The 18,578-nt window shown below is 47.6% G+C and carries 18 protein-coding genes; 4 read left to right on the forward strand and 14 right to left on the reverse strand.

What is annotated here, in order from left to right; translation table 11 throughout:
* Window positions 1–100 precede the first annotated feature (100 nt).
* From OXN25_21980 to OXN25_21995, 4 genes are all read right to left on the reverse strand, one after another.
* Complete coding sequence (locus tag OXN25_21980) at window positions 101–1,624, reverse strand: BCCT family transporter (GenBank protein MDE0427531.1); 1,524 nt, start codon at window positions 1,622–1,624, stop codon at window positions 101–103.
* Window positions 1,625–1,731: 107 nt separating this feature from the next.
* Window positions 1,732–3,024 carry a hypothetical protein gene (locus OXN25_21985; protein MDE0427532.1) on the reverse strand — a complete coding sequence of 431 codons (1,293 nt, stop codon included), beginning with the start codon at window positions 3,022–3,024 and terminating at the stop codon, window positions 1,732–1,734.
* A 181-nt stretch (window positions 3,025–3,205) separates the two neighbouring features.
* Window positions 3,206–5,242 carry a DUF3352 domain-containing protein gene (locus OXN25_21990; GenBank protein MDE0427533.1) on the reverse strand — a complete coding sequence of 679 codons (2,037 nt, stop codon included), beginning with the start codon at window positions 5,240–5,242 and terminating at the stop codon, window positions 3,206–3,208.
* Window positions 5,243–5,287: 45 nt separating this feature from the next.
* Entirely contained in the window at window positions 5,288–6,376 is a 1,089-nt protein-coding gene (locus tag OXN25_21995) for an aldose 1-epimerase family protein (GenBank protein ID MDE0427534.1), read from the reverse strand.
* Window positions 6,377–6,669: 293 nt separating this feature from the next.
* Between OXN25_21995 and OXN25_22000 the strand changes: the two genes are divergently transcribed.
* From OXN25_22000 to OXN25_22010, 3 genes are all read left to right on the forward strand, one after another.
* Window positions 6,670–7,353, forward strand: coding sequence for a hypothetical protein (locus tag OXN25_22000; GenBank protein ID MDE0427535.1), 684 nt, complete (start codon window positions 6,670–6,672; stop codon window positions 7,351–7,353).
* A 309-nt stretch (window positions 7,354–7,662) separates the two neighbouring features.
* Window positions 7,663–8,214 carry an HD domain-containing protein gene (locus OXN25_22005; protein MDE0427536.1) on the forward strand — a complete coding sequence of 184 codons (552 nt, stop codon included), beginning with the start codon at window positions 7,663–7,665 and terminating at the stop codon, window positions 8,212–8,214.
* Window positions 8,215–8,229: 15 nt separating this feature from the next.
* Window positions 8,230–8,817, forward strand: a complete 588-nt coding sequence (locus tag OXN25_22010; protein MDE0427537.1) for a hypothetical protein — start codon at window positions 8,230–8,232, stop codon at window positions 8,815–8,817.
* Here OXN25_22010 and OXN25_22015 read toward each other — a convergent pair.
* From OXN25_22015 to OXN25_22040, 6 genes are all read right to left on the reverse strand, one after another.
* Complete coding sequence (locus OXN25_22015) at window positions 8,786–9,439, reverse strand: hypothetical protein (GenBank protein MDE0427538.1); 654 nt, start codon at window positions 9,437–9,439, stop codon at window positions 8,786–8,788. The two genes, OXN25_22010 and OXN25_22015, sit on opposite strands and share 32 nt — an antisense overlap.
* Before the next feature lie 146 nt (window positions 9,440–9,585).
* Window positions 9,586–10,974: a selenium-binding protein gene (locus OXN25_22020; GenBank protein ID MDE0427539.1), complete on the reverse strand. Its 1,389-nt coding sequence runs from the start codon at window positions 10,972–10,974 to the stop codon at window positions 9,586–9,588.
* A 148-nt stretch (window positions 10,975–11,122) separates the two neighbouring features.
* Window positions 11,123–12,004, reverse strand: coding sequence for a hypothetical protein (locus OXN25_22025; protein MDE0427540.1), 882 nt, complete (start codon window positions 12,002–12,004; stop codon window positions 11,123–11,125).
* A 131-nt stretch (window positions 12,005–12,135) separates the two neighbouring features.
* Window positions 12,136–13,095, reverse strand: a complete 960-nt coding sequence (locus OXN25_22030) for a DUF362 domain-containing protein (protein ID MDE0427541.1) — start codon at window positions 13,093–13,095, stop codon at window positions 12,136–12,138.
* Window positions 13,096–13,176: 81 nt separating this feature from the next.
* Window positions 13,177–14,070, reverse strand: coding sequence for an N-acetylmuramic acid 6-phosphate etherase (gene murQ, locus OXN25_22035; GenBank protein ID MDE0427542.1), 894 nt, complete (start codon window positions 14,068–14,070; stop codon window positions 13,177–13,179).
* Window positions 14,071–14,097: 27 nt separating this feature from the next.
* Window positions 14,098–15,039 carry an ATPase gene (locus tag OXN25_22040; GenBank protein MDE0427543.1) on the reverse strand — a complete coding sequence of 314 codons (942 nt, stop codon included), beginning with the start codon at window positions 15,037–15,039 and terminating at the stop codon, window positions 14,098–14,100.
* A gap of 91 nt (window positions 15,040–15,130) precedes the next feature.
* Between OXN25_22040 and OXN25_22045 the strand changes: the two genes are divergently transcribed.
* The gene (locus OXN25_22045) at window positions 15,131–16,069 is read left to right on the forward strand and encodes a YCF48-related protein (protein MDE0427544.1); all 939 of its coding nucleotides are present in this window, start codon (window positions 15,131–15,133) and stop codon (window positions 16,067–16,069) included.
* Window positions 16,070–16,112: 43 nt separating this feature from the next.
* On the opposite strand, the gene OXN25_22050 is transcribed toward OXN25_22045, so the two are convergent.
* The 4 genes from OXN25_22050 to OXN25_22065 all read right to left on the reverse strand — a co-directional run bounded on the left by OXN25_22050 (window position 16,113) and on the right by OXN25_22065 (window position 18,578).
* The gene (locus tag OXN25_22050) at window positions 16,113–16,487 is read right to left on the reverse strand and encodes a DUF2752 domain-containing protein (GenBank protein MDE0427545.1); all 375 of its coding nucleotides are present in this window, start codon (window positions 16,485–16,487) and stop codon (window positions 16,113–16,115) included.
* Window positions 16,480–16,869, reverse strand: coding sequence for a DUF4234 domain-containing protein (locus OXN25_22055; protein ID MDE0427546.1), 390 nt, complete (start codon window positions 16,867–16,869; stop codon window positions 16,480–16,482). Before OXN25_22055 ends, OXN25_22050 begins: the two co-directional genes overlap by 8 nt.
* Window positions 16,870–16,949: 80 nt before the next feature.
* Window positions 16,950–17,999 carry a BMP family ABC transporter substrate-binding protein gene (locus OXN25_22060; GenBank protein ID MDE0427547.1) on the reverse strand — a complete coding sequence of 350 codons (1,050 nt, stop codon included), beginning with the start codon at window positions 17,997–17,999 and terminating at the stop codon, window positions 16,950–16,952.
* Window positions 18,000–18,128: 129 nt separating this feature from the next.
* A complete protein-coding gene (locus tag OXN25_22065; GenBank protein ID MDE0427548.1) occupies window positions 18,129–18,578 on the reverse strand; it encodes an NUDIX hydrolase in 450 nt (149 codons plus the stop codon).

An 18,578-nucleotide genomic window follows, 5' to 3' on the forward strand; every position in this document is an offset into this window, starting at 1 on the left:
CGGCTGTCGGCAGTTGGCTCAGAGATATTTGACTGAATCAAAACCTCTGAACCGACTACCGATGCCCTTCTTCCGACTGCCCGCTGCGAACAGTCAATTGCTATTCAGACTGTCGCACTTCGTCACGGAGTCCCATCCACACACAAGCTGCCATGCCCAATAAGACAATAGCGAACGGAAAGCCTGTCACGAGGGAGGCTGCCTGCAACGAGCTCAGACCTCCACCAAGTAACAGCACGATGGCAACAGCACCCTCCGCCGAGCACCAGAACACTCGGTGAGAGACAGGTGCGTCAAACTTACCACCCGCCGTAATGGTATCAATGACGAGAGAACCAGAATCGGACGAAGTAACAAAGAAGATGATTGTCAACAGCATCGCGATAGAAGACACTAAGGTTGTCATTGGCAATCGGTCAAGCATTTTGAACAATGAGAGTTCCGGTTTATACGCTTCAACAGTTTCCGTCACACCCGTGTAGCCATCGCTCGTGAACTGATCAATAGCAGTGCCGCCAAAGACACTGAACCACACTAAGCATAACAGTGTTGGTAGGAGCAGCACACCGATGACGAACTCGCGAACCGTCCGTCCCTTTGAAATTCGGGCGATGAAGGTGCCTACAAAGGGTGCCCAGGCGATCCACCACGCCCAATAGAACGTTGTCCAACCGTGCAGAAATCCCGTGTCTTCGCGGCCGAGCCAATTGCTGAGCGGTCTTACCTTGGAAATATATTCAGTGAGGCCGGTGAATATACCTTTGAGGATGGCGATTTTCGGACCAACAAGAAGGACGAAGAGCAGAAGAAAAAACGCGAGGATCACGTTGAACTGGCTGAGGCGTTTGATGCCGACATCCAACCCTGTCAACACGGAGACGAGTGCACCGCCAGTTATGACGACTATCAGCACGACCATGGTGGTGTTGGTCGCAGGAATTTCAAAGAGGTAGTTGAGGCCAGCGGTCACCTGCTGTGCACCTAAGCCGAGCGAGGTTGCGAGACCGAACAAACTTGCGAAAACAGCGAGTGTGTCTATGACATGTCCCGGCCAACCCCATATCCGATCCCCGAGGAGGGGGTAGAACGCCGACCGGATAGTCAATGGCAACCCCCGGTTGTAGGCGAAAAATGCCAGGGCAAGTCCGACGATTCCGTAGACTGCCCAACCGTGTACGCCCCAGTGAAAGGTCGTCGCAGCGATACCGAGCGCAGCGTCGGTTTTCGCTTCACCTCCGAGCGGTGGGCTCATAAAGTGTTGAACAGGCTCCAAGACCCCGAAGAATAGGAGACCGATACCAATACCGGCTGCGAAGAGCATGGCGAACCATGTGAGATTAGAGTATTCGGGGACAGCCTCGCGCCCACCGATACGCACCTTGCCGAGCGGGGACACAACCAGGAATAGACAGAATATCACAAGCAGGTTGACGATGTCCATGAACCACCAATCAAAGTTTGTCGTGAGCCATGTGCGAGTCGCTCCGAAAAGGCTTGTTGCTCCTTCTCGGAATATGAGGGACCCGAGGACAAAAATGACGATGGTGATTGCGGAAACGAGAAATACCGGGGTTAGCCCAAATAGCTTGGTGTTGCTCTGGAATTGTTGTCCATCTTCGTGCATTTTCAAATTCTCCTTATTATTAGAGTTGATTTGGCGGTTTTCAACCGCGCACGGTGTAAAGTGCGCTGAAACAGCACACCTACAGTGGAAAGTAGCGTCGTAGCCGATTAGAAATAATAACCAAAGTTGAAATTAAGTCGCCAATGCCAACTATTATTTCCGTTGGCACCCACGTGATTAACCCCTGTAAGGATATTTCCGTAGTCATCTCCCACGTTCCCAACGAAGAAGTTACCATCAGAAAGTGCGAGATCACTATACACATAGAGCGCGCCTAAGATCGTCCAGCTTGCACCGAGTGTCACAAGGGTACTGGCGTTATAGTCATCTACGGTTTTGAGGATAGTGCTCCATTCCGCATAAGGTGTGACACTATCAATCCATGAGATACCCGAAGTATCTATCCCGCCGTACCGAAGTGAGAGTCCAGGTATCAACCCTTTAGCAGCGATGGGCCAGGCGAAATTGTAAGCCCCCATCGGAATCAGGTCCCCGGTGCCCCAAGGCGTTTCATCGGCAATATTATGCGCGTAATAAGAAAATTGCGAAAAGAGGGTAAAATCGGCGAACGTGTTTTTCGCATGTGCGGAGAGTGCATAATGGTTTCCACTATCGTCATCCCCGACATTTGTTCCACTCAACAACCCGTATTGGAGGGAGACACCGAAATCTCCTATATTCTCCATTGCGTAGATTGCGCGGAGGTTGACTTGATGTTGCTCATCGAATCCATTTTCACCCGCGCCCCATTCGACAGTCCCCTTTGCATCGGCGTTTTCCTCCCACTTCACGATATCATAACTGTATCGTGAACTCGCTAAACTGCCATACGATACCAGTTGAGGTTCGGGCATCAAAAAGTAACCGACATCAAGTGTTAGTTTATCAAAGGTATCACTCCACGTGATGCCTAAATCCATGTCGTCGGCGAGCCCTACATAAAAATGCTGGTCAAAAAACCAACTCGTAGAAATCCCGTAGGCTGTCGGACCGAAAGGGACCCGCACAACGCCTGCTTTCACTGTTCCTGCATTGCCCAGGTTATACCCCAGCCATCCGGTGTGTATCATGCTGTAACCATCATACCATCGGTATTCAAGCCGGCCAGTGATGTTATTATAGTCCAAATCAGCATTGAGTCGGAATATTTCGAGATCCACATCACCGATTTTCTCACCGCGGGGGTGAGGATTTTCTTCATCACCATAGGCACCGTAGGCGTAATTAACGCGCATTGCGCCGCCAATTTTTATAGGACTTTTTTTCGGTTCCAACACCTCAGCAACTTCTGCTGTCTCTTCAGTAGTATCAGCATTCACGAATAAGGAGAAAATTAGTAAGAACATAATGCTGAAGCAGATTGAATGCCGATATTTATAGTTGTTCGTAAACACTTTCATAACCTCCCATGCCCTAAGGCACGAAATCCTTTTGTTCAATTGGTTGACAACATAATCTATCCACTGTGATATTCTAAGTTGTCAGCTTGATGAATTGCCCACATTATACTGATAATAGCATTAAAGAAAAAAAATGCAATAAAAAATTCGCCACAAACTTTGTGGCGAGTTAGAAAGGGACTTACTGCATCTGTCCAGTGCTCTGCATTACCATTGCCATCATTTGGATGAGTTGCTTAAAGTCGCCAAGAGTGAGTAAGAGTTTGGTGTCAATGCCATGCGCCTCGGCTTTAGCAGAAAACCCAATACTATAAGTCTCGGGCATATTCATAAGCATTCCGGACAACATTTGCATCGGCGCAGCAGCATCGGGATCCGCTTTCGCCAGGATGGGTAAGAAACTTTTAGCAGCAGTCATTGGCGAAACTGCTAAAAGTAGGTTATTGTCAGTACCCAACATTCCAATGAGTTTCTGATAACTTAGATTTTCAGCCAGTGTCTCACCCGTCTGCCGATCCAATGCTGTCTTAATGAGTTCAGGTCCTCCGATGGCAAGAAGGAGGTGGTTCTCATGAAATGCATAGGACCATTTCCATTCCTGCGGCATCATGCTGGAAGTAGGGGCTGGTATGTCCTCAAAAACAGTGTTGAAATTAGGGAAGACGAACGTCTTAATCTCAATGCCGTTATGCGTCATCGGTGTATCCAAATGCGCACCGTCATACATATTCAATTGCGGCATATCGCCGACTGTGTCTTGTATAAGTTTCACTGTATTTTGGAGTTGTTCAAGGAAAGTCTTTTCCATATAGGTTCTCGCCTGCTGTTCATTCTTCAGTTCGTAGATAATCAGATAATCCGGAAGGAGACTATCGCTATAATTCATGGTAAAAGCCCATTCGTCGGCGAGAGCATCGTAAAAGCCCTCAATTTGTTCAATAACCGTCTTGAGTAACTCCGACTGTTCAGCGGCATCTGCTGCGAGCATTCGTAACCAGAATATCCCCATTTCAGCCAGGAATTCGGGGTTACTTTGAAACCCTCCATTCACAAAGGCTTGCTTTGGAAGCCTGTCAAGAAGTGCTAATTGGTGAGGATCCATCTCTTTGAGTGTGTTTTGAATCTTACTACCCGTTTTGAATTTCAGGAGCTGATCGATTTGCACATCAGTGCCTTCCACTTCAAGCGTCGCGCTTAGAGATTGTAATTGGCTCAGTACATCTATAGCAGCGTCGAACATGAGGTTAAAAAATGGGATGGCTGCCATTACAGAAGGATCGCTCTCCAGATCATCTATCGCGGATTCCAATCCTGCGTTAAGCGAAGCCGTTACACCCGGTATAACTGATTCAAGATCAAAATGGATCGCGAGTTGCGCGCCCCCTTCGGCAACATCGGTGAGGAATGAATTGTAATTTGGCTTGGTTGTAATAGAGGGATTTGTTTTCTTATAGGCATCAATCACGCTTTCACAGACATCAGGGGATCGGGTAAAAACGAGGACATTATCTATGATAGCGAAACTCCCGCCGCCACCGGCTGCATTCCAATAGGTTACACCGTTATATTTTATGGGCGCGGTTCCTTCGCTCTCTGCATCAATCACCTGCTTCATGGCAGCAGGATCCGTGAGATGTACGGTTGCAGAGAGATCCGGCGGTTTTAAAGAAGTCATGAAGATTGCAAAGTCTTGGTTCAGATCCAACCCAATTTGCTCTAATTCAGCAAGATTTTCAAATCCAGCACCGAAAACGTCCGCCAAAATTCCGGCGAGGACCTCTGGTGGCTCCGCCGTGGGCAGCAAGTCGGTTGCTAACATGTTAATCCGATTATCCAATTCAGTCAGGCTGGGACAATAAATGACTCCTAAAGTGGACTCCGGGATCAGATGCAGGACACTGTCACTTGGAATCTCCACTGTTGGCATTGTCTCTTCAGGTTCAGTTTCTTGCAGTGTTTCTTGTTCCGGTGCCTGCGGTTTCTCTGCCATCTCTGCTTCAGGAGAATGTGATTCGTCATCCGCATCAGCTTCAGGGGCTTGCGGTTTCTCTGTCATCTCCGCCTCAGGAGAGAGCGATTCCTCTGTCTCCACAGGTTCCTGGGTCAAAGGTATCTCCGCGGTGTCCGGCGGTGCCGTCTCTTTCGCGCTACAACCGATGAACGCGAACGTTGTCAGTAATAGCAATGCTATTATGTGTAAGGGCAAATAGTTTTTCATTGATTTTTCCTTTTACATTGTCGTTTCCATTGAAAATGAGTAGCGTTAATTTTGAGTTTTTGCGATTTTCTCTTGGAACTCATCAATTTCTTCGTTGGAAGTTAGCACGCCGATTTCGACTTCATAGTGTCTCCGTCCACCGGGTTCAATATACTGTAGGGTCCCGCGTTCGCGCTCCTTTGCTCGACCTTCTACCCCACAGTTTGAGGGTTCTAAGCCCATAACATAGGTGCCTTCACCACACATTTTCCACTGAACGAAGTTTGGAAATTGTGTTTTATGATAACGTACCGATACACCGATACCTTGTCCATTGTTAAAACTGCGATTCACGAGAGCAACACGGATGTGATTATCAACGTCGGGTTCCATTTCGTGATAGAAAGCCTGTTCTTGAAAGTCAACAGTTGGGGGTTCACAGAGGTTATAGTTATTCAAGTCTGCAGCCGCCGTTTCATCTCGCGGTGTGACCTGCGAGGACGGGGCAATTAGTTCGCTGTCTTGGGTGAGGATCGGAAACCCAATGTTAATATGGAAGAGATACATGTGCGGCGAATCTTGGTATCCCAAGTTTTCAACAATATCCTCAATATGCAACGTATGGGAGCCGAGTTCGGTCCAGATTCTACGTGTGCGGGAGAGATGTTCGCCCAAAGCTGCGGTCTCTTTAACCTTGCCTTGCGCCCACAACATATAACGGTGTCCTTCCCATCGGCTGTCAACCCAAACGTTTTTCGCCGGGATATTGGAAACTCTACCGTGAAGTCCTAACGCTTCCTCGTCATCCTCACCCGGCACGCCGACTTGCCGCATCCCACAGGTTGTCAGTAGACCGCCGTAGAAACTGCGCAACCAACCGATCCCCTCAGGTTCGTAATATGCAGGATTGACATCACCCGTACTTGAACGCCAACAGAGTGGAACACCTTGATAGTCGGCGTAAGAGATGTCTAACCCACGGCTCGGCAGCACAGTAAAATTGAGACCGCTTCCGGTTCGGAAGTCAATCGCCTCTACACCCTTTTCATTGCCATCCGTCAGTTGATATGTCTTGGCGTGGGCGATTTGCGACACATCTCCAACATGGCGAAGTAGTTGTATTCTGTCATACGTTGCTCCATATAGATTTATCAAATTAAGGTTCTCCTTCTTAGTCCAGCGCGAGTCTTTTGATGTAGGGACATTCCTTTTAAGCCCATATTGAGAAGTTGGATCAAAATTTTCTGTATTACTGAAAAGCAATTATAGCACAGGTGGAGAAAAAAGGCAAATTTTTCGTTTTGAGTTTTGGGATATCAAAAACGTCTCATATCGCTCGCAATCTAATTTTTGCGTTGTCGCAACTCCAGTTATGTGGTATTCTTAATACTATTGGAAACGAGTTGAATTCATTATGCAATTCCACATTAATATAGGAATAGGAAAGAATGACCATAAAAAAAATTACAGAGATGAACTCTATTGAGTTCCGCGAGTTTCTACGCATACTCGTCAACGAGGAACTCTTCAAATCGAGAGAACGGCTCGCTGCGCTATTGGTGAAAAATAGTTCTCAGGAGGCACTAAAAGCAGAATTCTTTCATTTCCACGGTGATACTGAAGATTTGGGGTTTTGGTTTGAAGAATACGAAGAAGATCCCCTCAACGGATTAGATCCACACACGCTACTTGCCAAAAAACTAAAGCGACAGCGCGAATATATCCTTGCTAATCGCAAAACAACGCTTGAACAGCGCATCTTCAGACGGATGGGAATCTACTTAGATAGCGATCCTTTGCCAAAGAAGAAAATTGTCGAGTTGCCTCCGGCTGAATTTCGCGAACTGTTACACCTGCTTGTCACTCAAGATATTTTCGCCTCGCGGGGTCGACTTGCAGCGTTGCTTAAAAAGGATACTTCAACAGCACAATTGGATGCTGCATTTCGGGAGTTTTTCGTGGCTTATGAACTCTTGGAACTCGCCTTGGAAGATTATCATTACGACCCGGATGAGGGGTTAGAGATAAACCCAGCGTGCGCAGCAGAATTAAACAAGGTGGATGAATATCTCAAAGCAGGCGGTAAAACATATTCACTTGAGGAGGTTTTTAAAGAGTTTGAGGGAGAATAGTTGTGTACACATTAGAACTCAGTGCAGACGCAAGATCGGATTTGCGCCATCTGGATGCGGCAATCCGCAGGCGGGTCCGTAATCACTTGACTCAGCTATGTGAAACGTGCGATCAGCGACCACACAAAGCACTCCGAGGTGAACATAAAGGAAAGTTCAGTTTAAAGGTTGCCAAACATTATCGTATTCTCTATACTTTTGATAGGCGGACCAAGGTAATTAATGTGTCCCGAATTAGGCACCGCAGCAAGGTCTATTAAATATAGGTGAAAAGAAAACAGAAACTCTTGACATGACATGATTGAAACTTTGAAAAACGAAATTGATCAGATTGTCGAACAAGCGTGTGCTGCCGATACAAATATCTTTGGTTACGACATTTGGACCCACCATATCCTACAAGTCATTGAAAACGCGAAACAACTTGCCCCACGTTTTGATGCTGATCCCGAAATTGTGGAATTCGCGGCGTTACTCCACGATTACGCCAGCATAAAGGATGAAGCACTCTACGCCGATCACCATATCCAAGGTCCCATTGAAGCCGAGAAACTCCTTAAAGGTTTCGGCTATCCAGAAGAAAAAATAGGATCCGTCAAAGAGGCTATCGCGACACACCGGGGGAGTGTCATAACGGAACATCGAAGTGCAGAGGGAGCATGTCTTGCAAATGCCGATGCGATGTCCCATATTCAGGGTGTTCCTTCGCTGCTATACCTGGCTTATGTTCATAATGGAATGGGAATTGATGAAGGTAGCGCGTGGGTCAAGGCAAAACTGCAACGAAGTTGGCAGAAACTACGATCGGACGTTCAAGAGTTGGTCAGAGACAGATATGAAGCTGCGCTGGAGATGCTCTGACATTAGAGGTTGCAGATGCGCGTGTTGCTTGATGAAAATCTGACTATGACCGTTGACAAGGTTCATTGGTTCCTCAATCTTTTTGATGAACTCGGTATCCAAGTCTGGATTGATGGGGGATGGGGTGTCGATGCTTTATTAGGTGCACAGACTCGAAATCACCAAGATTTGGACATTATCATCCCATGGGAAGATTCAGCAGTCCTGACCGAAGCACTCTTCGCGCACGGCTTTGTTGACATCCACACGGATGATCGCACGGATCGAAACTTCGTGATGGGGCATCAAACACATGGAATGATTGACTTTCATGTAGTTGAACGGACCGAAGACGGTGGAGCAGTCTACGGTCCTGGGGAAATCGACTGGATTATTTCTGAATTGGAGTTGAATGCTGTGGGTTACATTGGAGGACGGGAGGCACGATGCCTCTCAGTAGATTATCAAGTCCGCTCGCACACCGGATATCCATTGCAAGACACAGATTTCGCCGATATGCAAGCATTACACGATAAATTCAGTGTTGAATTGCTCCCTGAGCAGATTAAGGATAATTCAAATCCACACTTGCCTAATGCCCCCAGTAAAGCATGCCAGCCGTGACAATACCCGCAATCATCAAAGCAATAGACCACAACATATCAAGATTAAACCATGCCTTACGAAGCAGTGCCAAACCTACTACCTCGTAAACGACAACCGCCACAATTCCCGTCACAACGAAAAAACTGAGGGTATGCACGCCGACAGCGGATAATAACAGCGTAGCACTATCCGTCATAGTTGCCGATGCGTGGTGGGTATGTCCAGAATGTGCCGATGCCATCGGCATCCTTAACAAAAGCGGTGCGAGCATCAAACCTGCGCCGTGCGCCGAAGCCATTAGGAAAGACCAGATTGTTAAGTCCTTGAAGTTAACACGCATCCCGACCCATTTCGGATGCCTTGCCCGGAACAACTTATATAGCCCAAAACCGAACAGTACAACCGCACAAGCGGTGCCAAGCACCTTCTCCGGTATTTGCTGCTGTGCCAAAGCGATTATCAGTACCACGACCCCGATCGAAACCGCGTGTCCGAGTGCCATTGGGAAAAGTGCACCGATAACAGCGCTTCTTCGTTTCTCCTGCATACCGAGTGCAACCGCAAAAAGCCATCCCATCCCCGGATTAATACCGTGAAATACACCGAGGCTAATGTAGCCTACCCATGAAATAGCGTCCATAAAATATCTTTCTACCGATAATATGAGGGTGCTGCAAGAGAACCTGCACACCCTCTTTCAGAACAGCATAGTAATGGCATGCGCGCTTTGAACGCGAAGTCGAAAACCACGCCAGCGGCATGCCTCTTCGGAAATACCATTAATCCTTACGAATAACAGAAGGTATCAGATGAGCTATCGCCACCTTGCAAGCGAATCTGATGGGCGCGACTATCGCCGAAACCTACAAAGAAGTTAGGATCTAATTCAAGGCCGCCGTCGGGGTTTATATCCGCCTTTACCATCCATCCATTTGCGCCATCTGGGTAGAACTGATTGTCCCAGGCGACGTAAAGCGAATTCGTGAAATAGAGGCGTTTGCCATCGCGACTCAACTCAACCATCTGTGGTCCGCCGCTGACAGGTCCAGCTGCCGGATGCGGATGAGATTTTGTAATACCCCCTATTTCGACGGTGCCGGTATGCTTCGGGTTGAACGGATCAGAGACATCGTATTGCAATAACTCCCCGGTGCCCCAACAAGAGACATACAGGAACCGATCGTCCAACGAAAGGATATGATCCGTAACCAGTGGCGGAATCATTCCGATATCCTTTAAGGCTGGCGGTAAATCATCAGGATTTTCAGGGGCTTGTGCGGGAATATCAATAATCTTTTGAATGCCCCAATCGTCGCCATCTTTATACCAGGTCCAGATCGAGCTGGAGAGGTCATTCATATTCAACACGGCATTGACAAACCCATAAGCTTTGGTTGGATCGTGCGCAGGACGCAGTTCCAAGATCATCTGGTAGTCGTCGCCTAAATCCAAGGTTTGGATGTTCTTACGGTGTCGAATATCCCAGATATGGATTTTATGTCCGAACTTGCGTGCGCCTAAATCTTCAAGGCTCACACCATTTTCAATCATTGCCGGATATCCCCACTCACTGGTAACAGCGATGTCATACCCCAAGTGCCACCAGAAATCGTAAGAGAGGGATTGGGAGCCGCGTTCAACTTCCCATTGTCCAAGGATATTGAAGTTGTAGTGATCCATGAGGAAGATGCCGCCGGGTCCCTCTTCAGAGCCTGCCGAAGCGAGAGCACTAATATAGATACCTTCGGGTCCACAATGTACCGTATGCGGACGCGTATATCCAGATCGTTCTTCAACTTCGTCAGCTGTCAAAGTCTTAATGAGTTTCGGGGACTTCGGATCCTCTTTCACATCAAGGATATAGATATGAGAACCCCGTAGTGCTGGCACGACGAGATAGCGGCGTTCTACATAAGGGTGTGGCGCGTAGGGACAGAGTGCTGCACTACATGCGTTCCAGCCAAAGTGGTGGATCTCGTCCCGAACGCCGAGCTCTAATTTATTGATAATCTGACCATAGGTACCAGATGCCTCGTTGAGATCAACAACGCACATAGTATCGGGTTTACCATCGTCCCGCGGTGCAGCGACATAAGCGAGTTCTTCCGTGGGTGCCTCAATCGCCATTTTGGGTGATGGGTAAAAAGTCGGATCAGGTTTCCACTGTTGTAACAAAGTTATTTCTCCTTTTTTGGTAGTTATCAGTTGTCGGTTGTCAGTAGTCAGATAAAGAGGATCTCTTTAACAAGCAGCGACATCTTAGGATGCTGCACGTTTGGACAGTTTATTACCAAAGAGGCGCTTAGAATAACTGACGATTAGCCTATTCTTCAGCATTTTGTGCACGGTCAAGCCAACCGGGCAGTTTAATGTTCTCAGAAAGTTTCCACGCAGTTAAATAGAGCGATGCGGTCCAGCGTACAGCCTCGCGTGCCCGTTCATTGGTGAAATCAACCACCGGAGGTGATGGATTCTTCAGGTTCTGAAAGTCTGCCGCGAGTGCATAAACGCTATCAACCAAACCGTGTCCTGCTTTAATCTGTTCTATTATGGCTGGCATTAAGTCGCCAACCGCTTCAACCTCTTGTGCTTTCGCCAGTTCTGTGGGATCGAGTTTCAACATCTCAACTGCCGAATCAACCTTCTCATGGATACCCGCATGCAAGCGTGTCCCGTCTTCCTGAACAATACCGTTGAAATGAATTGTCAGGTGCAACGGCTGACACATATCCTGTGCATAGTGTGAAAGGAACCCGGCATAGAGGAAACATTTGTTCTGAATCATCGGATTATCGGGCCATTTACGATACTCCGCGAAAGCGACGGCGAGCCGTTCTGTCCATTCCGCCAATGCATAAGGCAGTGTGCCGACCGCTCGTGGCGCAAGCCCGAGTTCTGCGCACAACTTAATATGCGCCTCACGTCCGTCAGGAATCGGGTGCTCTCCGAACAGTTCTATATCCACATAGTGTTCGCCGTATTCAGCCTGTCGTGCGTGCGGTGTGCCACGCTCTTTTGATATATCAGGATCATAGGCGCAGTGGGCAATCATTTTTTCGGCAGCTCGAAAGAATTCAGGCATCTCTTCTGGAACCGCCTTGACAGCCGCCTGTGTGAGGATATCGTGCCCGCCGCCCCACCATGCCCATGCAGGTGTAGTGAGGAGCATTGAAAACAGAATAAGTACATTATAGAAGCGTTTCATTTTTTAAGTTTACCTTGCGGTTCGTTCAGGTGAATTGGTTAAATAACGTTAATCGACGTATATCCGCCTGCGCCGTTGTTGCAGGCTACCATTACCGATAAAACTGCACAAACGAACAGTTTGCGGACTGGTTAGTCTGCAGCGAGATATTCTGCAGGATTCGTTTCCTGCCACTGGAACTGAAGTTCAGCGGTTTCATGGGGCTTAAAAGATGTCGCGACCGTTTCAACTGCAGGTCCAACGACATCAATTTTGCTCAAATCCGCAACGCCGTATCCCATTTCATTAGCGTAATGAAAGAGTCCAATCTCTAATGGTTCAAACCCCATTGCCTTCGTTGTGACAGCGTCCGCTGCGAACACATCATCACTCGCAATTGCGACACCAAGTGGAACAGAATCGGTGCCGCCGGGTCCATTGCCTTGTAGCCCAACGGTGCCATCAACGATAGCAATATCAGGCTTAAGGTAGCGTGAGAGGCGAAGGAGGTTGATATTCAGCGTCTGTGCTTCGCGCGGAAGCACACGATCTGCATGACTGTGGTAGCCGTGCATTTTAATCCGATCTTCCTTGTGCAAGGTACCCATAATCATATTCTTCATAGCAAGTGTCACAATACCCGCATCATGCGTTTTAGCGATAGCGACAGAGATTGTGCAGGGGCAATCCAGTACGATTTTCGGCATCCGGACGGTATTTTCATTGCGCTCAGCAAGAAACACCTTCGTTTTTACCCACTCGGTCTCTTGATGTAAATCCACGAGTCGGATTGGGAGATCATACTCGGCTTGGAGTGCTTCATAGCCGAAAATCTGGAACGCCTCACCCGAAAATTTCTCATTAGCACCTTCGGCGATAATCACCTCTTTCGGGGGTTGCGGGGTACTCAGTAGGAAATCAAGTGCGCCGCGTATCGCATCTGGGTGCGACGAAGCCAATTGATTTGTACTGGAGAGAAAATTCGGTTTCAACAGCACCTGTTCACGGACTTTCGGTGTAAGCACTTCACGTATATTGTCGAGTGCCTCAAAAACGTTAGCGCGTCGCCTACCGGTTTTGGCAAGCCCAACTTTTGTATCCTTCGTATCCATACAGTTCTCCTTATAAATTGCGCGTTTATCCTCTTTAGACGCACTTGCAAGCCGCGCGCCACAGCGTCTGCTAAGAATAGATTAGTGTTCTTTATCAACAATTTTTCTGAGAAATCCAGCGTGCCTTTCTAATAGGATGTCTGCGTCTGTAGAATTCACCCCTTCTGCAAGCATTACAATAGCCAACTTCGCCCGGCCACCTGCCTGTACTAACGTCGCTTCAGCTACCGCAGCATCAACGCCAGTGACAGCTTGGACGATCCGTATACTCCGTTCAACTAACTTGGTATTAGAAGCGTGGACATCTATCATCAGATTGTCGTAGACTTTGCCTAACTTTATCATAGAAACCGTCGTCAGCATGTTCAAGACGAGTTTTGTGGCTGTCCCTGCTTTCAAACGCGTCGAACCTGTAATGATTTCGGGACCGACAATCGGTGCAACGAAATGCGTCACCCACTTTTTAAGTTGCTCAGGCGGTTGAACACAGCACAAAAATATCGTCGTTGCGCCGATAGCGTGAGCCTCCTTCAAAGCCCCGATGACATAAGGTGTGCGTCCACTACTTGCAATTCCGACGAGTACATCTTGCGGTGTGAGTTGACGTTCCCTGATAGCTTGTGCGCCACGTTCAGGTCTGTCTTCTTCGCCTTCCACAGAGCGACGCAGGGCGACATCACCACCCGCAATAATCCCTTGTACCATCTCAGAAGGTGTGCTAAAGGTCGGTGGGCATTCAGAAGCATCTAAGACCCCAAGTCTACCACTCGTGCCTGCACCGATATAGAATAGCCTGCCACCGGCGCGAAACGCAGTAACACACAAATCAATTGCATCTGAAATTGCGTCGGACTCTGCTGCAACTGCTGCAACTGCTTTTCGGTCCTCTTCATGGAAAATCTGGACGATTTCTGAAATTGATTTCAGGTCAATTTCGGTAGAATTCGGGTTCCGCTGCTCTGTTGTAGATTGCATGCATTCCTTCGTCAACAACAACTCTGACTATAACTTCATTTGTGCCAATAACACTGCCCCGTAAGTAGGTTCATGCTTTGGAAGTCGCACCGCTGCCTCTGGTTGAATCTCCGCAAACTGTTGGCGGATCCTATCAACAAACATCGGTTGCTGAACGAGATTACCGCCACTGAGAACAATATCAAACGACTTTCCGAGTCCTAATTGTTCAATTACACGTCGTGCAGCACAAACGAGTTCATCTGCAGCACCGTCAATAATCCGTCCTGCAACGCCATCCTCTGCTCGGGCAGCGTCAAACACAATTTCTGCCAAGTGGGCTATAGCATCTCGACTTGCAGCGTGTACCCAACGAATCAACTCACTCGGCTCATTCAGTTCAAGCCTATTGAGGATTCGGTCTGTGAGTTCGGTTGGTGCGTCTCTACCATCAGCAGCACGAGCAACAGCCCGAAGCCCTCTTATAGCAATGTCGTAACCACTGCCTTCATCACCGATGAGATACCCCCACCCACTTGCGCGTGCTTCTTTGCCATGAGCATTGATGCCATAAGCGATAGCACCCGTCCCAGAGATAATAATTACGCCTTCCTGCTTCTCAGTTCCCCCAACGAGAGCAATGTGTGCATCATGCGTGAGTATCCGATTGTCTTGGATGCCGAGATCATCACAGATTCGCCCAATGACTTCTTGATCTGCAGGGCGTCCTAAGCCTGCCATACCCAAACAAAACCGAATCGGACTTGTTCTTGAAACACTGGCTTTCTCGCAAAGCTCTTCAATAAGGTTTTCCAGAACTGCCTGGGTCTCTGTTTCACCAACCACGTGATAGTTTGCAGGTCCCGCTTGAACCTCTGCGAGACATTGTCCTGTTTCCGTCGCCAGGATGCCAACGGTTTTTGTTCCACCGCCATCAATTCCGATGATGTACATGATACGCCAATATGCTACCTCTAAAGCCCTTGACAACTCACCTACAGATTCCTTATAATAGTTATAGTTTATCACGATCCAACAATTAGATGCAATAAAAATTTTTTTGAGAAAAAAGGACCCTGAAATGCAGAAAAAGAACTACCTCACACTGATTATGCTTTGTGGAAGCCTCGTGTACTTCGGTTGCTCCGAAGATGGCGCGCAATTCGAGTGGCAGCAGATTGAGAGCGGTACAGACACCCATCTCTACGGTGTCCATTTTGTGGATGCCAAGCGCGGTTGGGCAGTCGGCACTGCGGGGACGGTTCTCTCTACCACCGACGGTGGTACGACTTGGCAATCGTCATCTATTTCCAAAGACGCGCTGACGCAGGTTAATTTCACAACACCAAATAACGGTTGGCTCGTCAGTATTGGACAAGTGCATTATACCGCGAGCGGCGGGGCTACATGGAATGTCCAACACCAAATACGGAGTCAAAGTAGACCGCCGGGTATTTTGGACATTCACTTCGTTAGCAAAACGGAAGGTTGGGCAGTTGGCGGAAAAGGAACCGTTCTTTGGACAGAAAACGGCGGCGGTCGTTGGGAAAACATACAAGACCTTTCAGATAAACACCTCTGGGGTGTCCATTTTGTCGATCCAGAGCGCGGGTGGATTGTTGGGGAAGAAGGCGAGGTGCTTCATACCCAAGATGGCGGAAAACGATGGGTGCGTCAGACAAGCCATGCCGAGCAGCCGCTATTTAGTGTTTATTTCACAGACGTATCGCGCGGATGGATTGTCGGTACAAATGGACTGATCCTCCACACTGCGAATGGCGGAAGAACATGGCTTCGGCAGAAAAGTCCAATCAACGAAAACCTACGAGATGTCGCATTTCACGATGCAACAAGCGGATGGGCAGTCGGCGAGAAAGGGCTAATCCTTCGGACAGAAGACAGTGGTAAGACATGGCACCGTTATCCTTCACCGGCACGGCATAACTTGCAGGATATTTATCTTCGTAAAAATACGGGTTGGATCGTTGGCGCGAAGGGAACCGTTCTACGCAGTTATTAGAGTTTTTAACCACATCACGATAAAAATAAAATCCCTTCGTGTTTTATGTCCACAATCTATGGATCCAAACTGAGAGACAAAGCACAATTCCGCCAATGGTAATTAAGTTTCGCGTGCTCGGTGAACAACGCGTCCAAACATTCTTTAACCGTATCGGGAAAAAAGCCATCCCAATAGCCAATCCAATAATCAAAAACGAAAATGGGTGATAATGCCACGCGTCCTCGAAATGTCCCTGTGTTATGGCAAGGCACGCCCGCGTCATCCCACACCCAGGGCACGGAACATCGGTCACTAAATGGAATAGACACGGAATCAGCGATACCTCTTCAGGTACTATCTCAGCACCTGCGGTATAGAGTCTAACTACACCTAATCCAATAAGAAATAGACGCGAAAGAAAAGGACGGTTAAACATTAGAACTTCGTTCTTCGTAGAGTCTGTTAATTTGGTGCTGTTGAATAGCAAGCGATGCGATACCAATACCGAAAATTGCTAACAAAACACAGATGATTGGCAGACTCGAATCAAATACCATATCATTGTCAGCCTGTACCTGATTGATACCGCGTGCCATTTTGTACTCATAATAGATACCATAAATCCCGCAAGTGATAAAGGAAAGCAGCAGCCACAGCCAAAAAGAGTACTCATCTCTCCGCAGCCAAGCGTTAAGCGTTGCCATCTGTTTGTATTGCCAGTAAAGTCCATAGATACTGCAGGTGATTAAGGTCAGCAAAATCCCAATCACAATACTTCGCCGACCTTCAGACTCTGGGTACGGATGCTGGTTAAGCATAAAATTCTCCATTACCTGTGCAAACTAACAGTTTGCGCTACACATAAGACCTTTTTATCGAATTCACGTTATCATCAGGACTATTCGCGGGGCAGCGAAACGGCGTTCGGAACAACAATATCGCCAGCAATGATTTTTGCTTTCAGCGATTCGACAGTATCTACGATGTCGTCCGAAAGCAGCGGTTGATTGTGTTCGTCAACGGCATAACTGACATCACCATCTGCTATACCGAATAAGCGGATACCCGCCGTAAAATTGCCTTCAACGGTTTCTTGGACGATGCGCTGCACAGAAGTCGGAATCTCTTTTGTCATACTCGTCAAGACAAGTCCCGGTGCGAGATGGTTACCGTTGGAGTCAACCCAAATGATGAACTTTTGTTGTTCCTGCGCTGCTTCAAGTACACCTTGACCGGCTCCACCGGCAGCGGTGTAAATCACATCAACCCCGTTTGCATATTGTCCTAAAGCGAGCTCTTTTGCCTTTTCAGGTTGATAAAAACCTGCCGCATCTTTGCTAATATATTCTACAGTGACTTCAGCGTCTGGATTGACCGCGTGAATTCCTGCCACGTAGCCTGCTTCAAACTCGTGTAACAACGGAACATCCGCGCCGCCGATATAGCCGATTTTGTTACTTTCCGATTTTAAACCTGCAATTGCGCCGACCAGAAACGAGCCTTCGTTAGATTTATAGTTCACAGAAGCCACATTTGGAATATCAAGTACAACGTCGAAAATTGCAAATTTAATATCAGGAAATTCTGGTGCCACGCGAGCGAGTACGTCTCCCATCTGATAACCTGCTGTCAAAACAAGTTCTGAATTTTGTGATGCATCTCTTAGGAGCATCTCTGTAGCTACAGGATCGTTTTCATTACCGCTTACTTCAGTCAGCACAATTCCAAGTTCTGCCTCTGCAGTCTTTAAACCGACATGGAAGGCATCACAGTAAGCCGCGGAACCAACGCAATCGCTGGGATATATCATCGTTACGCGAAGCGGTGTAGCATCTGTTTCACTTGACGGTTCGGTAAGGATCACGTCCTGAATTGCGTCGCAACCACAGATTAAAAGTAGTCCGAACGCTAAAAAAAGGTATTTGCTCAAAACACTTAAATTTTTCATGTTTGCTCCTTAAAAAAACATTATGATAAGCCACAAACTAAAAGTTTGTGCTACAAATACAACACTCATACTATGATAGATATAAAATTTGAAAAAATATCTTAGTTAATGAATGGATCCCCCACAACTTCACAGAAAACGTTGTTCACAAATCTGATACGGGTTATGGGTATAAACCCGATAAACGACTCGTCCCGAAAAATTGAGCATATCTTTCATTCGGTCATAGATAGCCGGATGTGATATACGTTGCAAAACCGAATCACGGGCAACCCACTCGGTTTCTAAACTCTCCTCACTTGTACTTAAGTCACCACAAACGTAGTCCACTAAGAAACCAAATGCCAATTTAGTAGGAAACTTAATGTTTGAGTAGATACCAACCAGTGCTCCAATTGACGTAGTAACACCAGCTTCTTCTTGGATTTCACGTTGTAATGCCTCGATAAGGTTTTCGCCTTCTTCGACTTGACCACCTGGAAACTCCCACCCACGGCGTGGACCTCGTATGAGCAAGACTCTACCGTCAGAATGACTTATCAATCCAGAGACAGCAACGATGTGTTTCGGATGAACCAT

The organism is Candidatus Poribacteria bacterium (assembly GCA_028820845.1).
In the GTDB taxonomy this organism is placed as follows: domain Bacteria; phylum Poribacteria; class WGA-4E; order WGA-4E; family WGA-3G; genus WGA-3G.